Below are 16637 nucleotides of genomic sequence, written 5' to 3' on the forward strand. Positions count from 1 at the left end.
CGGGGCAGGACTGGGAATCTGCCCAGTCATGGGCGTTCCGTGCGGCCCGCACCCGCGCTAGCGTGCGTGACCATGACAGTCGACGCGATCATGGAGGTAGCGGAATGACCCTGTCCAGACGTGGTTTGCTGGCTGTCGGCGGTGCGATGGGAGCCCTCGCGACCACCACCGCGGGGCCGGGGACGGCCGTCGCGGCCGGCCGGGGACACGGCGCCGGGGGTGCCGGGGTACGTACCGGCTTCGAACGGCTCGCCGCCGACGGTTACCGGCTGCTGGCCGGGCAGAAGGTGGGTGTCGTCACCAATCCGACCGGGATCACCGCCGACGTACGCCACATCGTCGACGTGATGCACCCCGACGACCGGGTGAACCTGACCGCGGTCTTCGGCCCCGAGCACGGCTTCCGGGGAACGGCGCAGGCGGGCGGCTCGGAGGGGCGGTACGACGACCCGGCGACCGGGCTGCCGGTCTACGACACGTACCTGAAGAGCGGGCAGGCGCTTGCCGACGTCTTCACCGCGTCAGGTGTCGACACGGTGGTCTTCGACATCCAGGACGCGGGCGCCCGCTTCTACACGTACATCTGGACCCTGTACGACTGCATGGAGGCGGCGGCGCTGGCGGGCAAGCGGTTCGTCGTCCTGGACCGGCCGAATCCGGTGACCGGCCGGGCGGCTCTGGGGCCCGTCCTCGATCCGGCCTTCGCCACCTTTGTGGGTCGCCGGGAGATCTCCCAGGCGCACGGGATGACGGTGGCGGAGCTCGCACTGCTCTTCAACGCGGAGTTCCTGGCGGACCGTCCGGTGGAACTGGACGTGGTGAAGATGTCCGGATGGCACCGCAAGGACTTCTTCGACACAACGGGCCTGCCGTGGGTGCCTCCGAGCCCCAACATGCCGACACCGGAGACCGCGGTGGTCTACTCCGGGACGTGTCTGTTCGAGGGGACGAACCTCTCCGAGGGCCGGGGGACGACACGGCCGTTCGAGCTGCTCGGCGCGGAGGGCATCGACCACCGGTGGGCGGCGGCCGCGAACGGCCTGGAGCTGCCCGGGGTCGCCTTCCGTGAGGCGTACTTCGCGCCGACGTTCTCCAAGTTCCAGGGGAAGACGGTGGGCGGGGTCCAGGTGCACGTCCAGGACCGGGAAGCCTTCGACCCCGTACGCACGGGAATCGCCCTGCTGGTCACGGCGAAGCGGACCTGGAGCGGGTTCGCGTGGCGGGCGGACAACTGGATCGACAAGCTCACGGGCAACACCCGGGTCCGCACGATGATCGACGCGGGGGCGGACACCGACGAGGTGGTGGGCGCCTGGGCGGCGGACCTGGCGGCGTTCCGGAAGGTGCGGCGGGAACACCTGCTGTACCGGTGAACACGGAGGCGGGGTGGCACGGGCTCGGCCCGCACCACCCCGCCTCCGTCTCACCTCACTTGCGGAAGTAGCCGGTGATGTCCGCGATCAGGTCCAGGCTGCCCGACCGGTTGTAGAAACTCACCTTGCCGTTCACCACGGGAACGATCACCAGGTTCGGAGCCGTCTCACCCTTCACCAGGTTCAGGTTCGACGCGGCCGTCCGCGTCGTCCCGTCCGGATAGACCGACACGTAGCTCGTCGGCGCCGTCACGTTCGTCGCCGTCACGTTCAGCACGACCGCCGTGACACCCTCGGCCGGCACACCGTTGACGCCCGCCACCTGCAGCGTCACGACACTGTCCGCACCCACCGGCGCCTTCGCCACACCCAGACCCTCACGCGTGTCCATCACACGCTTCGGACCGAGGTTGATGTGGGACGCGCCTTCGTCGCCGGAGGTGAAGTAGCCGGTGATGTCCGCGATCAGGTCGAGCGTGCCCGACCGGTTGTAGAAACTCACCTTGCCGTTCACCACGGGAACGATCACCAGGTTCGGAGCCGTCTGACCCTTCACCAGGTTCAGGTTCGACGCGGCCGTCCGCGTCGTCCCGTCCGGATAGACCGACACGTAGCTCGTCGGCGCCGTCACGTTCGTCGCCGTCACGTTCAGCACGACCGCCGTGACACCCTCGGCCGGCACACCGTTGACGCCCGCCACCTGCAGCGTCACGACACTGTCCGCACCCACCGGCGCCTTCGCCACACCCAGACCCTCACGCGTGTCCATCACACGCTCCGGCCCGAGGTTGACGTGCGTGGAACCCTCGCCGACGGAGGTGAAGTAGCCGGTGATGTCCGCGATCAGGTCCAGGGTCCCCGACCGGTTGTAGAAACTCACCTTGCCGTTCACCACGGGAACGATCACCAAATTCGGAGCCGTCTCACCCTTCACCAGGTTCAGGTTCGACGCGGCCGTCCGCGTCGTCCCGTCCGGATAGACCGACACATAGCTCGTCTCCCCCGTCACGTTCGTCGCCGTCACGTTCAGCACGACGGCACCCACACCGGTGGCCGGGACTCCGTTCGTGCCGGTCACCGGGAGGGTGACCACACTGTCCGGACCGACGGGCTCCTTCGGTGCGCCCAGTCCCGTACGCGTGTCCATCAGACGCTGCGGGGTGAGGGGCACGAACTTCTTCGGACTCGGCACGTTCACGTTCACCGCGGCGGTGGTCGTGGCCTTGCCGGACTGGTGGACGGCCTTCACCGCGACCTTGTGGCTGCCCGGGACGAGTGTCGTGGAGGCGGTGCGCGCCTTGCCCGCGACGGTGGTCACGCTCTTGCCGTCGACGAGGAGCTCGAACCCGCCGATCAGCGAGGTCGGCGTGGTCGTCGACCAGTTCACCGAGACCGGGCCCGGCGTCTCGTAGCCGGAGTCCACGGCGAACGCCCCGCCGGCGACCGAGGTGACCTTGAGTGCCTGGACGGGGCCCGCGGCCAGTGTGCGGATGGCCGGAAGCTGCGGGTAGAGCTTCATGCCGGGGCACTCGGTGTTGAAGCCGTCCCGGTGACCCGAGATCTGGTTGAACGAGTAGGACTGGCCGGCGACGAACTCCTTGCCGGAGTAGTTCTTCTGCGTGGCGCCGGCGACCAGCGTGGTGCTGCCGGCCGGGTCACCGCCGTACTGCCCGAGCTTGTACGCGGCCACCCGGGCGGTCGCCTCGAGAGCGACGTTGGGCGCGCCGGTGTCCGTGTAGTTGCCGATGATCGCGACACTGGTCGACTCGCTGTTGAAGCCGTACGTGTGCGCGCCCATGACGGGCTGGTCGATGCCGCCCTGACGGCCCTCGAAGATCGTTCCGCACTTGTCGACGAGGAAGTTGTAGCCGAGGTCGCGCCAGCCGTTCGTCTTCACGTGGTAGACGTGCAGGGCTCGCACGACGGCCGCCGAATCCGCGCAGTTGTAGGTGCCGTCGGTGGTGTGGTGCACGAAGACGGCCTTGATGACGCCGCCTTCCAGGTAGATCGGTCCCTCGTTGTTCAGGGACTCGTCGGCGCCCCACTGCTCGCGGGTGACGACCGGGGGCTGCGGAACCGTCGACGGCGGGCCCGGGTCGACCTCGGCGGACGCGAAGGCGGCGGGCTGTGCGTCCGTGCCGCCGCCCGGTGCAGCGCCGGTCCCGGCGGCGGGGTCGACCATGTCGAGGCGGAGGCCGGCCGGCAGGGTGCCGGAGGCCGCCCCGTCACTCACCCGCACCTCGGCGCCGTCCGAGCGTCCGACCCAGACGGGCTCCGTGGAGCCGCGTTCCGTGGGGCGCTCGCCGTCGAGGCCGGGAAGGTACGGCTCCAGCGCGATCCAGTCGGTCCACTCGCCGGTCCCGGCGGCCCGGGTACGTACCTCGATCGTGCCCTTGATCTCGGCGTCGGCGTCGGGCCAGGACAGGCCCAGCATGCCGAACGGTTCGGTGGTACGCCGGGAGAGGGTGGCCTCGCCACGTCCCTCGGACTTCAGGGCGAGCTTGTGCACCTCGCTCCTGACCGGACCGTCCTGGCCCGCCGCGCCGTAGACCCCCGTCCCGGCGGCCGGCCGGCCCTCGTTCCGCACGTTTCCCGCATCGGCGCCGTTCGCGACGTTCTGGAACCCCAGAACGGCGACGACGCCGAGGGCGGCGGCCACAGCCGTACCGCGCACACGATTCAATCTCAAGTTGTCCCCACCCCTTGATGAACACGTCATTGTTGAACGGCGAAATGCTACTGGTCGGCACTGACAACCGACGGCAGGTTTTCCGCCGAAACGTATCCGTCCTGCGAATGACGAGGGCCCCCGCACCGCCAGGAACAGCGTTACGGGGGCCGATTTCTGTCGTCTCGTCAGTTACGGGCGGTTCGCGCCGGGCCGGGCTCAGCGGTGCGAGGGGAACTCCACGACCTGCTGGTAGGTCGGCCGGTTCTGCCAGTGGATCGACTTCTGTGAGATCCCGCCCAGCGGGCGGTGGACGATCGCGTCGGTGCACCACTGCTCACCGGCCTCACAGCTGTCGTCACCCGGGTAGACCGTGGTCGCTGGTACGGCGGCCGCCTCCTTCAGGGTGCTGAGGAGGGCGGACCGGCAGGCGCTCAGGTCGCCGTTGCCGCAGTACGTTTTCGCCAGCGGCCCCTTGACGGTCTGCCCGAGGACCTGGCGCAGGTCCTTGTCGGCGAAGCCCCACCAGCCGTACTGGAAGGCGGAGCCGCTGTGCGCCCCGCTCGGCCCGTGGCTGGCCGCCGGGGACTCGTCCGTGGCCAGGTTCGCGGTCAGGGCGGTGTAGAGGCCGTCACCCAGTCCGGGGCGGAACTCCGCCTCGACCAGTTTCGGCCACCACGCGTCCATGATCCGTACCGCGTCCGCGTGCGTGTACGTGTGGGAGCCCGGGCTGGTCTCCTTGCGCTGAGACCCGGCCGCCCGCCAGGAATCCAGCTGCTGGACCACCGCGTTGAGCTCCGGGTCGGTGACCGGCTGGGAGCGGAGCACCTTCAGGAGCTCGGGCAGCAGCTGCTCGCCGCGCAGATCGGTGAGCGCCGCTTCCTCCATGGCGCGGGTGAGGGAGGCACGGGTCACCCCGCCCTCCTCGACCAGTTCGGACACCCGGTCGTCGAGCAGGTCACCCCGGTGCACGGCGCCGAAGCCGAACGCGGCGGTGGAGTAGTCCTCGGCCTGACGGTTGTTCCAGGAGATGTAGTAGTCCTGCCCGCTGGAGTGCGGGTGCTCGGCGAACGGCGTGTAGTCGGTGGTGTTGGCCGCCGGATCGTAGCCCCGCCACTCGTACGCCTTCTCGGCCTTGACCGGCAGCGCGGCGTCCACCCCGTCCGCTCGCACGGGGTTCATGCCGCTGTTGTAGTAGGCCGTGGTGCGGGAGTCCGCGTAGAACCAGTTGAAGGCGTAGTCGATGTGGCTCGCCGCCTGCTGGAAGGAGGCGGCGTCCGTCACGTACGCCGGGTCGTTGAGCAACTGGAAGCCGATGATCGAGTCGGCCTCGTGGCGGTAGGTGGTGCGCAGCGAGGTGTACGCGACGGGCTTGCCGTCCACCGTGGCGCGGTGGGTGACGATGCCGTAGTCCGTGCGCCACACCTGCATGCGGTATGAGCCCTTGGCGGTGGAGTCGGCGACGGTGGGCTTCCAGGAGTTGGCGCGTTCCAGCTTCTCCATGGCCGTGCAGGCGCCGTCGTTCCGGTAGTGCGTGGAGTCCTTGGTGGGGGCGGAGCCGTCGGGTTCGCAGAGCTCGACGGCGTACGTGTCGGTGATGTCCTGCGCCGCCGAGGTGGCGCTCCAGGCGTAGTCCTGACCGCGGCCCATCTGGATGTACATGCCGACTCCGGCGAAGGAGACGCCGCGGGCGCTGATGCCCGGGCCCTGGAGCTCCTGGAGCATCATCAGCTGCGGGGCGAAGTAGCCGGTCTGGGGGCCCATGACGGCGATCGGGTTGCCGCTCGCGGTGTGCCGGCCGGACACCAGGAGGGCGTTGGACATGCCCCGCTTCTGGGCGGCGTCGCCGGATCCGGGCAGCGATCCCTCCGGGATGACGCCGTCGTCGTACATCCCCTGGGCCGGTGCGAGGCGGGCGGGCGCGTCGACAGGGTTTTTCCTGTCGGTGCCCGCCGAGCCGGTCCGGTCGTATATCAGCGGTTCCGGGGTGACGGATCCCGCGTCGGGAAGAGCCGTCCCCCGGGCCTTGTCGGGCTTGCCGGCGTACGGGAACGAGGTGCCGTCGTGAACGGTGAGAACGGCCTCGGGGTCGTTGCGCTGGCGGAAGGATTCCCAGACCCGGGTGCCCTCCTCGACGCCGTACTTCTGCTGCGCGGCGAGCAGCGAGAGGGCGGCCTGGACCTCACCGCCGCCTCCGCCGCCGAACTGTCCGCCGACGACCGAGGCGATCGAGATCAGGTCGGTCAGCTCGAACGGCTGGATCTCGCCGATGTTCGTGATCGAGTCGATCTTCCCGGTGAGGACGTACTCGCCCGGGAAGTAGCGGCCCTTCTTGGACTTCTCGCGGTAGGAGTTGATCCCGTCGACGTAGGCCTGCGCGTCGGCCATCGCCTGCTCGCCGCGCGCACCCTCGGTGGTCCTGATCCGTTCGACCTGCGCTTCGAGGTCCGCCTCGGTGTACGGAGCCTGTGGCCAGAACTGCTGCTCGAGGCCCTGGTTGGCCAGTGCCCCGCCGGCGAAGGAGGTCAGCTGGCCGCGCCCGATGTGCCGGAACAGGTCCATCAGCCACAGCCGGTCCTGTCCGGCGGCGAACCCGGCGCCGAACTCCGTGCCGTAGCGGGTGGTGCCCTTGATGTGGGGCACGCCGCTCTTCTTGTCGCGTGTGATCGTGACGTCCTCGCGCGGCTTGGTCACGGACTCGACCTGATCGGCGGCGACCCCGAAGGAGGCGTCGTTGAAGAAGTCGGTCAGCTTCCGGTCGGTGAGGCCCGTATGCCCCTCGACCAGGCCGTTGTAGCGGTCGAGCTGGTCGTCGCTGTGCGCGGGGTGGGTGCCGAACGCCTTGTTGCCGAGGATCTCGACGAGCGTGGCGTTGCCGTTCTCGCCGGGCGGCAGGATGTCGGCGCACTGGCTGCCGCAGTGGTCGGTGACGGCGAGGGGCTCCGGCTCCGCCGCTCCGGCGCTGGGCGCCGAGGCGAGCAGGGACGTACCGAGAGCGAGGACGGCCGCGACTGTGGCGGCTCTGAGCGTGCGGGTGCGTGGGGGCATGCGTGCTCCTCCGGGTGGCCGATGCGCCGGAGGTTACTGGCGGTACACCCCGCCGGTAAGATGAACATCAGTCACTTTTTCCGAATCGCCACATGCGCACACCCGACCTCACATGGATCGTCTCAGCCCGTGGACGCGTTTCACCTTTGGATGGAGCCGAATCGGGCAGTCGTACGTCCATCCCTTGACGCCGAAGTACGAGCGACGGAGGTGGCAGTGCCATGGCCGGTTTCCGGAGTCTTGCGAGACAGGTCCGCGATCCGCGGGGCGATCTGGCTTTGCGGCGGTACTCGCTGCGCAAATGCCTGGAGCGATTCGCCCCGTACGGTCATCGGGCGACCTGGGATCATCTGTGCGCGCGGCACGGAATCGAGCCCGAGGACCGGGCCCCCGACCCGGTGCGCCTGATCCGCGCACTGGAGGAACTGGAGGAGGCGCGGGCCGTCTGGCTCGCGTACGAGGCGGGCTTCGCCGAGCGGCGGCGCCGTGAGAAGCACGACGGGCTGCGGCGGCCCGGCGCATTCGACGACTGGCACCGGCGGACCTGGGGCGGCAACGGGATCGCGCACTGCGAGGATCCGGGGGTCCATCCCGGCGCACCCCTGGCCGAGGTCCTGGGACGGCTGATCGCGGCCCTGGGCGCCAAGCCCGGCGCCGCGTGCCCGGTCTGCACGGGAACCGGCATCATCTGGCGACAGGACCTGGACCGCGAACCGTGGGCCGGTCCGGTCTGCACGGGCTGCGGCATCGTCGTCCCCCGGCCCGTCCTGACGGCGAAGGCGCTGGCCGAGGCCAGAAGGGCACGGACCAGGGCCCTGGCATCGGCGGCCTGAGCACCGCGGTCACGGAGCGACAGGGGCGCGCTCAGGAACGGTCGGCCGCGCCCCGCTCGGGCATCAGACGCGACCCGGTCATCCGGTCACCGAAGACGTCATCAGGGTTGGACAGCACACAGGTCTCCAGCGACAGGCAGCCGCAGCCGATGCAGTCGGTGAGGTGGTCGCGCAGCCGGCCCAGCTGCTTGATGCGCTCGTCCAGCTCCGAGCGCCAGGCACGCGAGAGCCGGGCCCAGTCCTCATGGTTCGGCGTGCGCTCCTCCGGCAGCTCGGCCAGCGCCTCCCTGATGGTGGCGAGCGGGATGCCCACCCGCTGCGCCGCCCGGACGAACGCCACCCGGCGCAGCGCGTCCCTGGTGTAGCGGCGCTGGTTGCCGCTGGTGCGGCTGCTGCTGATCAGGCCCTTGGACTCGTAGAAGTGCAGGGCGGACACCGCGGCGCCGCTGCGTGCGGAGAGCTGGCCGACGGTGAGTTCATGGAGTGACTGCGGGATCTGTGGCACTCCCCCCACCCTAATGGCCGCTTTCCGGCCTGTGCGGCCGCTCGGAAAACCCGCCGGTCCGTCGTTGACAGGACCGCGCGGCCCAACCATGCTGAGCAAGCGCTTAGACACCGCCCTGGAGGGCGACCGACAGCCGGAAGGCAGGGACCAGGAACATGGCAGAGCCGAAGATCTTCACGTCCGCACAGGAGCTGCGGGACGGGGTGGGCCAGGAGCTCGGTCACAGCGATTGGCTGGAGATCGAGCAGAAGAGGATCGACCAGTTCGCCGAGGCCACGGGCGACCACCAGTGGATCCACGTGGACCCGGAACGCGCCGCGGCCGGGCCCTTCGGCACCACGATCGCGCACGGCTACCTGACGCTGTCGCTGCTGCCGGTGCTCGTCCCGCAGATTCTGCGCGTCGAGGGCGCGAAGATGGGCATCAACTACGGGACCAACAAGGTCCGCTTCCCCTCGACCGTCCCGGTGGGCTCGCGGCTGCGCGCCACGGCCGTGCTCAAGAACGTCGAGGAGGCGGGCGGCGGCGTGCAGGTGACCGCCCTCGTCACCGTCGAGCGCGAGGGCGGCGACAAGCCGGCCTGCGTCGCGGAATCGGTCTCGCGCTACTACTTCTGATCCCGGGGCGCGCCCGCCCTCCGGAGCGCGCCGCGGTTTCCGATCCGTACGGAGTGCGCCGGGCCCGCGGGGGCGCCCGGCGTCACTTCTGGGCGCCCACCATGCGCAGGACGAGGTCCGCGTAGAGGGTGCCGACCTCCTCGGGCGTCCGGCTGCCCTGCGCGTTGAACCAGCGCGCCACGTCGATGCACAGGGACAGCACGGCGAGCGTGGTGCCGGGAACGTCCGGTACGTCGAACTCCCCCGCCCGGACACCGTCTCCGATGATCCGGCGCACCACGGCGTCGGTCTGCCTGCGCAGGGCCACGATCTCGGTGCGGTGGTCCTCGCCGAGAGCCTCCAGCTCGTACTGCACGACCCGGGCCGTGGTGTGCCGCTCCGCGTGCCAGCTGACGAAGGACCGGACCGCCTCGGCGAGCCGCTCGGCCGCCGTGCCGTCCTTGCCGGCCGCCGTCTCCAGGAGGAGCAGGGCCCGGTCGTGGCCGATCCTGCTGATCCGGTGGAGCAGCTCTTCCTTGGTCTTGTAGTGGATGTAGAGCGCGGCCGGGCTCATACCGGCCCGGCCGGCGATGTCACGGGTCGTGGTGGCGTGGTAGCCACGCTCCGCGAAGGCCTCGACGGCGGCGACGAGCAGTCGCCGGGCCGCTTCGGGCGTCACCTCGCTCCACGGCGTGTTCTCGCCGTCGGTCTCCTCCGCCGTGCTCATCGCCACGTGCCCCTTTCCGCTGGCAGGACGAACACCATACCGCGAACCTGAGCAAGCGCTTAGAGCACTCATGGGGTGAGACCGGTCAGAGCTTCTGGAAGGGATCGTGCTCGGCGAGGATCTTCTCCAGCCTGGCCTGGTCGACCCGGCTGACGATCTGCCCCGCCTCCTGCCGGTCCCTGATGACCTTGGCGAGGGTGAAGCACGAGGTGACCAGATAGAGGACGCCGATGGCGAGGAAGGCCCGCACCCAGGCGTCGGCGTCGAGGAAGAAGATACCGAGGGCCACGGCTCCCATGGCCACGCCGAAGGAGAGGACGGCCTGTCCGTAGAAGGCGGCGGTGCTCTGCTGCTTGACCGATGTTGTCTCACTCATGTGCACAGCATCCGGCGCCGGGGTGCGCCCCGGTATCCGTCGGCGTACTCAGCCGGTACTCATCGACGGCGGCGCGCGGGCCGGGCGGCCGGGCGACGGCTCCGCCCGGGGCCGGACCCGGCCCCGGGCGGAGCCGGACCTCAGGAAGACATCGCGCCCCGGTCGGACTCGCTGCGCAGTACGCAGAACTCGTTGCCCTCGGGGTCCGCGAGGACGGCCCAGCCCGCGCCGCCGGGTTCCCGGCGGTCGGCGACCAGGGTGGCACCGAGGCCCAGCAGGCGCTCGACCTCTTCCTCGCGCGAGCTCTCGGGGCGCAGGCACAGATGGACCCGGTTCTTGACCGTCTTCGGTTCCGGCACCTGGTTGAAGTACAGCGCCGGGCCCTCGGGCAGCACCACCTGGGTCTCGTGATCACCCGGCCCGTCCTCCGGGTGCGGCGGGCACCCGGTCACCTCACCCCAGAACCGGGCCAGTTCATAGGCATCCACACAGTCGATCGCCACGTTCTGCAGTACTGAGACCATGCGCGGAAGCCTGCCCGAGCACCACCCGGTCCGCCAGCCACTTGCTCGCGGACCTCCGGCACACCGGCTTCCGGACCGCCCCTAGAAGGCCGACACCCCGGTCAGCGCCCGGCCGATGATCAGCTTCTGGATCTGACTGGTGCCCTCGTACAGCGTCATCACGCGGGCGTCCCTGACCAGCTTGCCGACGGGGTACTCGTCGATGTAGCCGTAACCGCCGAACACCTGCAGGGCGTTGTTCGCCGCACGGACCGCGGCCTCGGAGGCGAAGAGCTTCGCCGTGGACGCTGCGGTGGCGAACTCCTGGCCGCGGTCGATGAGATCGGCGACCCGCCAGGTCAGCATGCGGGCGGCGTCGACGTCCACGGAGATGTCGCTGATGAGCTCCTGGACGAGCTGGTAGCTCGCGATGGACTTGCCGAACTGCTCACGCTCCCCGGCGTAGCGCACGGCGGCGTCCAGGGCGGCCTGCGCGATGCCGACACAGCCGGCCGCGACCGACATCCGGCCCTTGGCCAGGGCGGACATGGCGATGGAGAAGCCCTTGCCCTCGGGGCCCAGGAGCGTGGAGGCGGGGACGCGGACGTCCTCCAGGACCAGTTCGGCCGTGGCCTGGCCGCGCAGCCCGAGCTTGCCGTGGACGGTGCGCCGGGTCAGGCCGGGGGCGTCAGCCGGCACCAGGAAGGCGGAGACACCGCGGTGGCCGGGGGTGTCGTCGGTGCGGGCGAACAGCAGGACGACGTCGGCCCAGGTGCCGTTGGTGATGAACATCTTGGAGCCGTTGATGACGTAGTCGTCGCCGTCCCGCACGGCCCTGGTCGTGAGGTTCCCGGCGTCCGAACCGGTGCCCGGCTCGGTGAGACCGAAGCAGCCGATGGCCTCACCCGCGGTGAGTTTCGGCAGCCACTGCTGCTTCTGCTCCTCGCTGCCCCACGACGAGATCGTCTTGGCGACCAGGCCGAGCGATACGGAGACGATGCCGCGCACCGAGGAGTCACCACGGCCGAGCTCCTCGGTCACCAGGCAGTACGCGAGGTGGTCGCCGCCCGAGCCGCCGTACTCCTCCGGGATCGTCAGCCCGAGGAAGCCGAGGGCGCCCAGCTTCTTCACGATCGACTTGTCGACACTCTCGGCGCGGTCCCACTCGACGACATGCGGGGTGATCTCCCGCGCGACGAAGTCCTCGGCGAGCTGCCGGACGGCATCCTGCTCCTCGCTCAGCTCCAGGTTCATCCTGCGACACCCCACTTTTAATTAGCACTGCTAGTTTTCTGCTTGCAGGCCCTACTATGTGCCGCATGGCCCGACCGCGCAAGCCCCTCCTCAGCAGAGACCGCATCGTCGAGGCGGCGAGCGCGCTCGTCGACGCGGAAGGCCTGGACGCCGTCTCGACCCGCCGGCTCGCCGCGGAGCTGGGTGTGAGCGGGCCGTCGCTCTACAACCACTTCCGGAACAAGGACGAGATCCTCGACGCGGTCGCCGACGCCGTGTCCGCGCAGGTCGACCTGTCGATGTTCGAGGAGGACGACGCTCGCGACTGGCCCGCCGCCCTGCACGACTGGGCCGTCTCCTACCGCGCGGCGCTCGCCGAGCACCCGCACATCGTCCCGGTGCTCGCCCAGGGGCCCGGCCGCCGCCCGGCCGGCCTGCGGGTCGCGGACGCGGTCTTCGGGGCCATGGTGCGGGCCGGCTGGCCGCCCGCCCAGGCCACCTACATCGGCGCGCTGATGCGCTACTTCATCACCGGGTCGGCGCTCGGCTCCTTCGCCCGCGGTTTCGTCGACGACGAGACGGCGTACGACCCCGCCGACTACCCGCACCTCGGCCAGGCCCATCTGCTGGCCGACCGCCGGCAGCAGGTCGACGAGGGCGCGTTCGAGACCGGGCTGCGCGCCCTGCTGGACGGCCTCGCTCTGCAGTACGAGCAGACGGCCCCCGGCCGCACGGTTCGGCCCGCGCCGAACGGTGCCTGACGCATCCTGGACCCATGGCCCGTACGACACCGCACGATCCGGCCGCGCCACGGCTGGCCGCTCTGGCCTCCCTGCTCGCCGACGAGACCCGCGCCGCCTTCTGCCTGGCCCTGCTCGACGGCCGGGCCTGGACCGCGGGCGAGCTGGCCCGAGGCGCGGGCGTGGCCGCCTCGACAGCGAGTGAACATCTGTCCAAGCTGGTCGCGGGCGGACTGCTGGCCGAGGAGCGCCAGGGCCGCCACCGCTATCTGCGGCTCGCCGACGGGCGGATCGCGCAGCTGGTCGAGGAGCTGGCCGCCCATGCCGCTCCCGGTCCAACGACTCCCCCGCGCACCTTGCGCGAGGCGAACCTCCAGCATGCGCTGGCCCGGGGGCGCACCTGTTACGACCATCTCGCCGGCCGGCTCGGCATCCGCATCACCGACGCGATGACCGAGCGCGGACTCCTGCGGCAGGACACCGGTTTCGCGCTGACCGAGGACGGCCTGGAATGGTTCGGCGCGCTCGGTATCCCCCTGGCCACCGCTTCGCGGAGGCCCCTGGCGCGGGGGTGTCTGGACTGGACCGAGCGCCGGCAGCACCTGGCGGGGACCGCGGGTGCCGCGCTGTGCCGCCATCTGCTGGACGCCGGATGGTGCGAGCGGGTCGGGACGGGGCGCGCTGTCCGGGCCACCCCTGCGGGGCTCCGCGCCCTGTCGGCGTACCTGTCCATCGAGCCGGCGACGATTGACGTGAGCTGACAATTCGGTGGGCCCCGAAGCGTTCCCGGCTTACCGTCGTGGCCATGACGACGACACCGACAGCGCGCCCCGCCGCACCGGCCGCCTCCGGACGCGACTGGCGCGCCCCGGCCGCCGCGTGCACCACGGTCATCCTCTGGGCCTCCGCGTTCGTCTCCATCCGCAGCGCGGGCGAGGCGTACTCGCCGGGGGCGCTGGCCCTGGGCCGGCTCCTCGCGGGCACGCTGACGCTCGGAGCGATCCTGCTGGTACGCCGCGAGGGGCTGCCGTCCCGGGCCGCGTGGCCGGGCGTCATCGGCTCCGGGCTGCTCTGGTTCGGCCTGTACATGGTGGTGCTCAACTGGGGTGAGCAGCAGGTCGACGCCGGCACGGCGGCCATGATCGTGAACGTCGGACCGATCCTGATGGCCCTCCTGGGCGCCCGGCTGCTCGGGGAGGGGCTGCCGCGCCGGCTCCTGACGGGCATGGCGGTCTCGTTCGCGGGCGCCGTCGTCGTCGGTCTCTCCATGTCCGGCCACGGGAGTTCCTCCGTGCTCGGCGTGCTCCTGTGCCTGCTGGCCGCGGTGTCGTACGCGGGCGGGGTGGTCATCCAGAAGCCCGCGCTGCGCCACGGATCACCCCTGCAGATCACCACGTTCGGCTGCCTCATCGGGACGGTGGCCTGCCTGCCGTTCACCGGCGTACTGGTCTCCGAGGCGGCCGACGCTCCCCTGTCCGCCACGCTGAACATGGTCTATCTCGGGGTGTTCCCGACGGCGCTGGCCTTCACGACCTGGGCCTACGCACTGGCCCGGACCACCGCGGGCCGGATGGGCGCGACGACGTACGCGGTGCCGGCCCTGGTGGTGCTGATGTCCTGGCTGCTGCTCGACGAGGTGCCCGCGCTGCTCACCGTCGCGGGCGGGCTGCTCTGCCTGGCCGGGGTCGCGGTCTCGCGGACCCGTGCGCGGGCCGGCCGCGCGGGAGCGGCGGACCCTGTGGCGCCTGCGGATTCCTAGGGGCCCGAAGTCCTGCGTGGGAGGAGCTTAGGTCCCTGACACCGGCCGGGGGTGAGGCCGGACACTTGAAGAGATCCAGATGACCGGCCACCACCGCAGGAGGCACGCCTCATGCAGTCCTTGCTCCGCTCCGCCCTCGACCTACCGGGGCAGGCCGCTGCCGCGGCGGCGGCTGCCGCCGCTCCTTCCGTGTTCAACACCCAGCCCTGGTCGCTCGCCGTCGGCCCGGAGGGACTCGACGTGTACGCGGACCCGGGCCGGGCGTCGCTGCCGACGGCGTCGGCGGAGCGCGACGTCCACCTGTCGTGCGGGGCGGCGGTCCTCAACGCCCGGGCCGCACTCGCACGCCTGGGTCACGGAGCACGGGTGTCGCTGCTGCCCGACGCCGGCGACCCGCTGCTGGTGGCGCGGATCACGGTGACCGACGAGGCTCCCGACCATGTGCTGGGCCGGCTGTACGGCTGGGTGCACCTGCGCCGCACCAACCGGTACCCGTTCGCCCCCGAGCCCCTTCCGTCGGACGTGGTGGCGCTCCTGCACGACGCCGCGGGCCAGGAGGGGGCGAGCCTGCGGCTGCTGGACCGGGAGCCGGAGTACCAGCGCATGCTGTCCCTGATCCGGCGGGCGACGTGCGACGAGGAGGCGGCCGTCCGGGAGGACAGGGTCGCCCGGCTCTCCCCGGACAGCGCTCCCTCCGTCATTCCGGTCGGAAGTCTCGGACCTGTGCCCCGCCGCGGCGGCTACGACGACCCGCCCGTACGGGACATGGCCGAGGGAACCGACCTCCCCGGGCGCACGTATGCGGACTTCGAACCGCACCCGGACCTGGCCGTCCTGGAGACCCCGGGCGACGACCCCGCCTCCTGGGTGGCGGCCGGACAGGCCCTGCAGAGGCTGCTGCTCACAGCCGCGGAACACGCGGTCGCCGCCTCGTTCGCCAACCAGCCGCTGGAGGACGCCAACCTGCGCGACGACGTGTCGGCGAGTGCCGCGCACTACGGGCACCCGCAGATGGTCCTGCGCGTCGGCTATCCCCGGACGCAGCCGCCCCCCACTCCCCGCCGGCCACTGGGCGAGGCACTCCGCCGCGCGGGCGACTGACACCCGGCACCGCCTCGGTGGGGCCGCGGGGCGGAGCCGTGCGTTCCACGGCCCCGCACCTGTGCCGGCCGGAATGCGCGATCGGTCCTAGAAGACGACCAGCGCGCGGCCGCCCTTGCCGGCGATCATGTTGTCGAAGGCCGCCGGGATGCCGTCGAGCGAGATCCGCTCCGTCACCAGCATGGAGAGGTCGAACCGTTCGGCGCGGATGTGTTCGGCGAGCACCGGCAGGTCGCGCGCCGGGTCGCTGTTGCCGTAGACGCAGCCGGTGAGGGAACGGCCCCAGTGGAAGATCTCCAGGGCGTTGAAGGTCACCTGCTGGTCCTTGCCGCCGATGCCGACGACCGTGGTGCGGCCGCCGCGCCGGGTCGACTCCCAGGCTCCGCGGATCGTGGCGGGCCGGCCCACGCACTCCACGGCGACGTCGGCGCCCTGACCGCCGGTGAGCTTGCGGACGGCGCGCGGCGTGGTGTCGGACGCGACGACGTAGTCGGTGGCACCCGCCCGGCGGGCGAGTTCCTCCTTCTCCGGTGACACGTCCACGGCGATGATCTTCGACGCTCCGGCGATACGGGCGGCCTGGAGGACGGCGAGGCCGACCCCGCCGATCCCGAAGACGACGACGCTCTCGCCCTCGCGCACCCGGGCGGAGTGGTGGACCGCCCCGTAGCCGGTGAGGACCGCACAGCCCAGCAGGGCCGCGTCGTCGAGCGGGATGCCGGCCGGGGCGGGCAGCACGCAGTTGGCGGCGACGACGGTCTCCTGGGCGAAGGCCGCGACGTTCAGGCCGGGGTGGAGCTCGGTGCCGTCGGCCGTACGGGCGTGGATGTTGGCCGCGCCCTTGAGGGCGTCGGCGCAGAGCCAGACCTCGCCGATCCCGCAGTGGAAGCACGCCCCGCAGGACGGCGCCCAGTTGAGGACCACCGGGTCGCCCGCGGCGACATGGGTGACGTCCTCGCCGACGGAGAGCACCGTTCCGGCGCCCTCGTGGCCGAGGACGGCGGGGACGGGCAGTCGCATGGTGCCGTTGGACAGGGACAGGTCGGAGTGGCAGACACCGGCGGCGGCGAGAGAGACGCTCACCTGGCCGGGGCCGGGCTCCGGGAGTTCGATGTCGGTGATCTCCAGGGGAGCTCCGACGGCGGGCAGTACAGCGGCGCGGACCACGAACAGAC

General features: G+C 71.1%; 15 protein-coding genes. 7 read left to right on the top strand and 8 right to left on the bottom strand.

Annotated features, from left to right (window positions below; all coding sequences use genetic code 11):
- The first annotated feature begins 104 nt into the window (after positions 1-104).
- A complete protein-coding gene (locus OG379_RS08505; protein ID WP_405660861.1) occupies positions 105-1373 on the top strand; it encodes an exo-beta-N-acetylmuramidase NamZ domain-containing protein in 1269 nt (422 codons plus the stop codon).
- 55 nt (positions 1374-1428) lie between these two features.
- On the opposite strand, the gene OG379_RS08510 is transcribed toward OG379_RS08505, so the two are convergent.
- Together OG379_RS08510 and OG379_RS08515 are read right to left on the bottom strand one after the other, a co-directional pair.
- Complete coding sequence (locus OG379_RS08510; protein ID WP_405660863.1) at positions 1429-4062, bottom strand: peptidoglycan recognition protein; 2634 nt, start codon at positions 4060-4062, stop codon at positions 1429-1431.
- A 198-nt stretch (positions 4063-4260) separates the two neighbouring features.
- Positions 4261-7089: a penicillin acylase family protein gene (locus tag OG379_RS08515; protein ID WP_405660866.1), complete on the bottom strand. Its 2829-nt coding sequence runs from the start codon at positions 7087-7089 to the stop codon at positions 4261-4263.
- 221 nt (positions 7090-7310) lie between these two features.
- Here OG379_RS08515 and OG379_RS08520 point away from each other — a divergent pair, with 221 nt between their 5' ends.
- Positions 7311-7922, top strand: a complete 612-nt coding sequence (locus OG379_RS08520; protein WP_405660867.1) for a hypothetical protein — start codon at positions 7311-7313, stop codon at positions 7920-7922.
- 31 nt (positions 7923-7953) lie between these two features.
- On the opposite strand, the gene soxR is transcribed toward OG379_RS08520, so the two are convergent.
- On the bottom strand, positions 7954-8427 hold the full coding sequence (gene soxR, locus OG379_RS08525; RefSeq protein WP_405660869.1) for a redox-sensitive transcriptional activator SoxR: 474 nt from the start codon (positions 8425-8427) through the stop codon (positions 7954-7956).
- Between the two features lie 155 nt (positions 8428-8582).
- Between soxR and OG379_RS08530 the strand changes: the two genes are divergently transcribed.
- Positions 8583-9044: a MaoC family dehydratase gene (locus OG379_RS08530; protein WP_030124806.1), complete on the top strand. Its 462-nt coding sequence runs from the start codon at positions 8583-8585 to the stop codon at positions 9042-9044.
- Positions 9045-9126: 82 nt separating this feature from the next.
- Here the strand turns inward: OG379_RS08530 and OG379_RS08535 are convergent, their stop codons facing one another.
- The 4 genes from OG379_RS08535 to OG379_RS08550 form a co-directional block, all read right to left on the bottom strand.
- Positions 9127-9750, bottom strand: coding sequence for a TetR/AcrR family transcriptional regulator (locus OG379_RS08535; RefSeq protein WP_393758021.1), 624 nt, complete (start codon positions 9748-9750; stop codon positions 9127-9129).
- Between the two features lie 85 nt (positions 9751-9835).
- A complete protein-coding gene (locus tag OG379_RS08540; protein WP_031099588.1) occupies positions 9836-10126 on the bottom strand; it encodes a YiaA/YiaB family inner membrane protein in 291 nt (96 codons plus the stop codon).
- A gap of 140 nt (positions 10127-10266) precedes the next feature.
- A complete protein-coding gene (locus OG379_RS08545; protein WP_405660872.1) occupies positions 10267-10650 on the bottom strand; it encodes a VOC family protein in 384 nt (127 codons plus the stop codon).
- Positions 10651-10731: 81 nt separating this feature from the next.
- The gene (locus tag OG379_RS08550) at positions 10732-11883 is read right to left on the bottom strand and encodes an acyl-CoA dehydrogenase family protein (protein WP_393758017.1); all 1152 of its coding nucleotides are present in this window, start codon (positions 11881-11883) and stop codon (positions 10732-10734) included.
- A 65-nt stretch (positions 11884-11948) separates the two neighbouring features.
- Between OG379_RS08550 and OG379_RS08555 the strand changes: the two genes are divergently transcribed.
- From OG379_RS08555 to OG379_RS08570, 4 genes are all read left to right on the top strand, one after another.
- On the top strand, positions 11949-12623 hold the full coding sequence (locus tag OG379_RS08555; RefSeq protein ID WP_405660875.1) for a TetR/AcrR family transcriptional regulator: 675 nt from the start codon (positions 11949-11951) through the stop codon (positions 12621-12623).
- 14 nt (positions 12624-12637) lie between these two features.
- On the top strand, positions 12638-13363 hold the full coding sequence (locus OG379_RS08560) for an ArsR/SmtB family transcription factor (protein WP_405660878.1): 726 nt from the start codon (positions 12638-12640) through the stop codon (positions 13361-13363).
- A 44-nt stretch (positions 13364-13407) separates the two neighbouring features.
- Positions 13408-14361: a DMT family transporter gene (locus tag OG379_RS08565; RefSeq protein WP_393758011.1), complete on the top strand. Its 954-nt coding sequence runs from the start codon at positions 13408-13410 to the stop codon at positions 14359-14361.
- 111 nt (positions 14362-14472) lie between these two features.
- Positions 14473-15462, top strand: coding sequence for an Acg family FMN-binding oxidoreductase (locus tag OG379_RS08570; protein ID WP_405660881.1), 990 nt, complete (start codon positions 14473-14475; stop codon positions 15460-15462).
- Between the two features lie 87 nt (positions 15463-15549).
- Here OG379_RS08570 and OG379_RS08575 read toward each other — a convergent pair whose 3' ends face one another.
- Positions 15550-16629: a Zn-dependent alcohol dehydrogenase gene (locus tag OG379_RS08575; RefSeq protein ID WP_405660884.1), complete on the bottom strand. Its 1080-nt coding sequence runs from the start codon at positions 16627-16629 to the stop codon at positions 15550-15552.
- Positions 16630-16637 lie beyond the last annotated feature (8 nt).

It is taken from the genome of Streptomyces sp. NBC_01166, from assembly GCF_045039765.1.
In the GTDB taxonomy this organism is placed as follows: domain Bacteria; phylum Actinomycetota; class Actinomycetes; order Streptomycetales; family Streptomycetaceae; genus Streptomyces.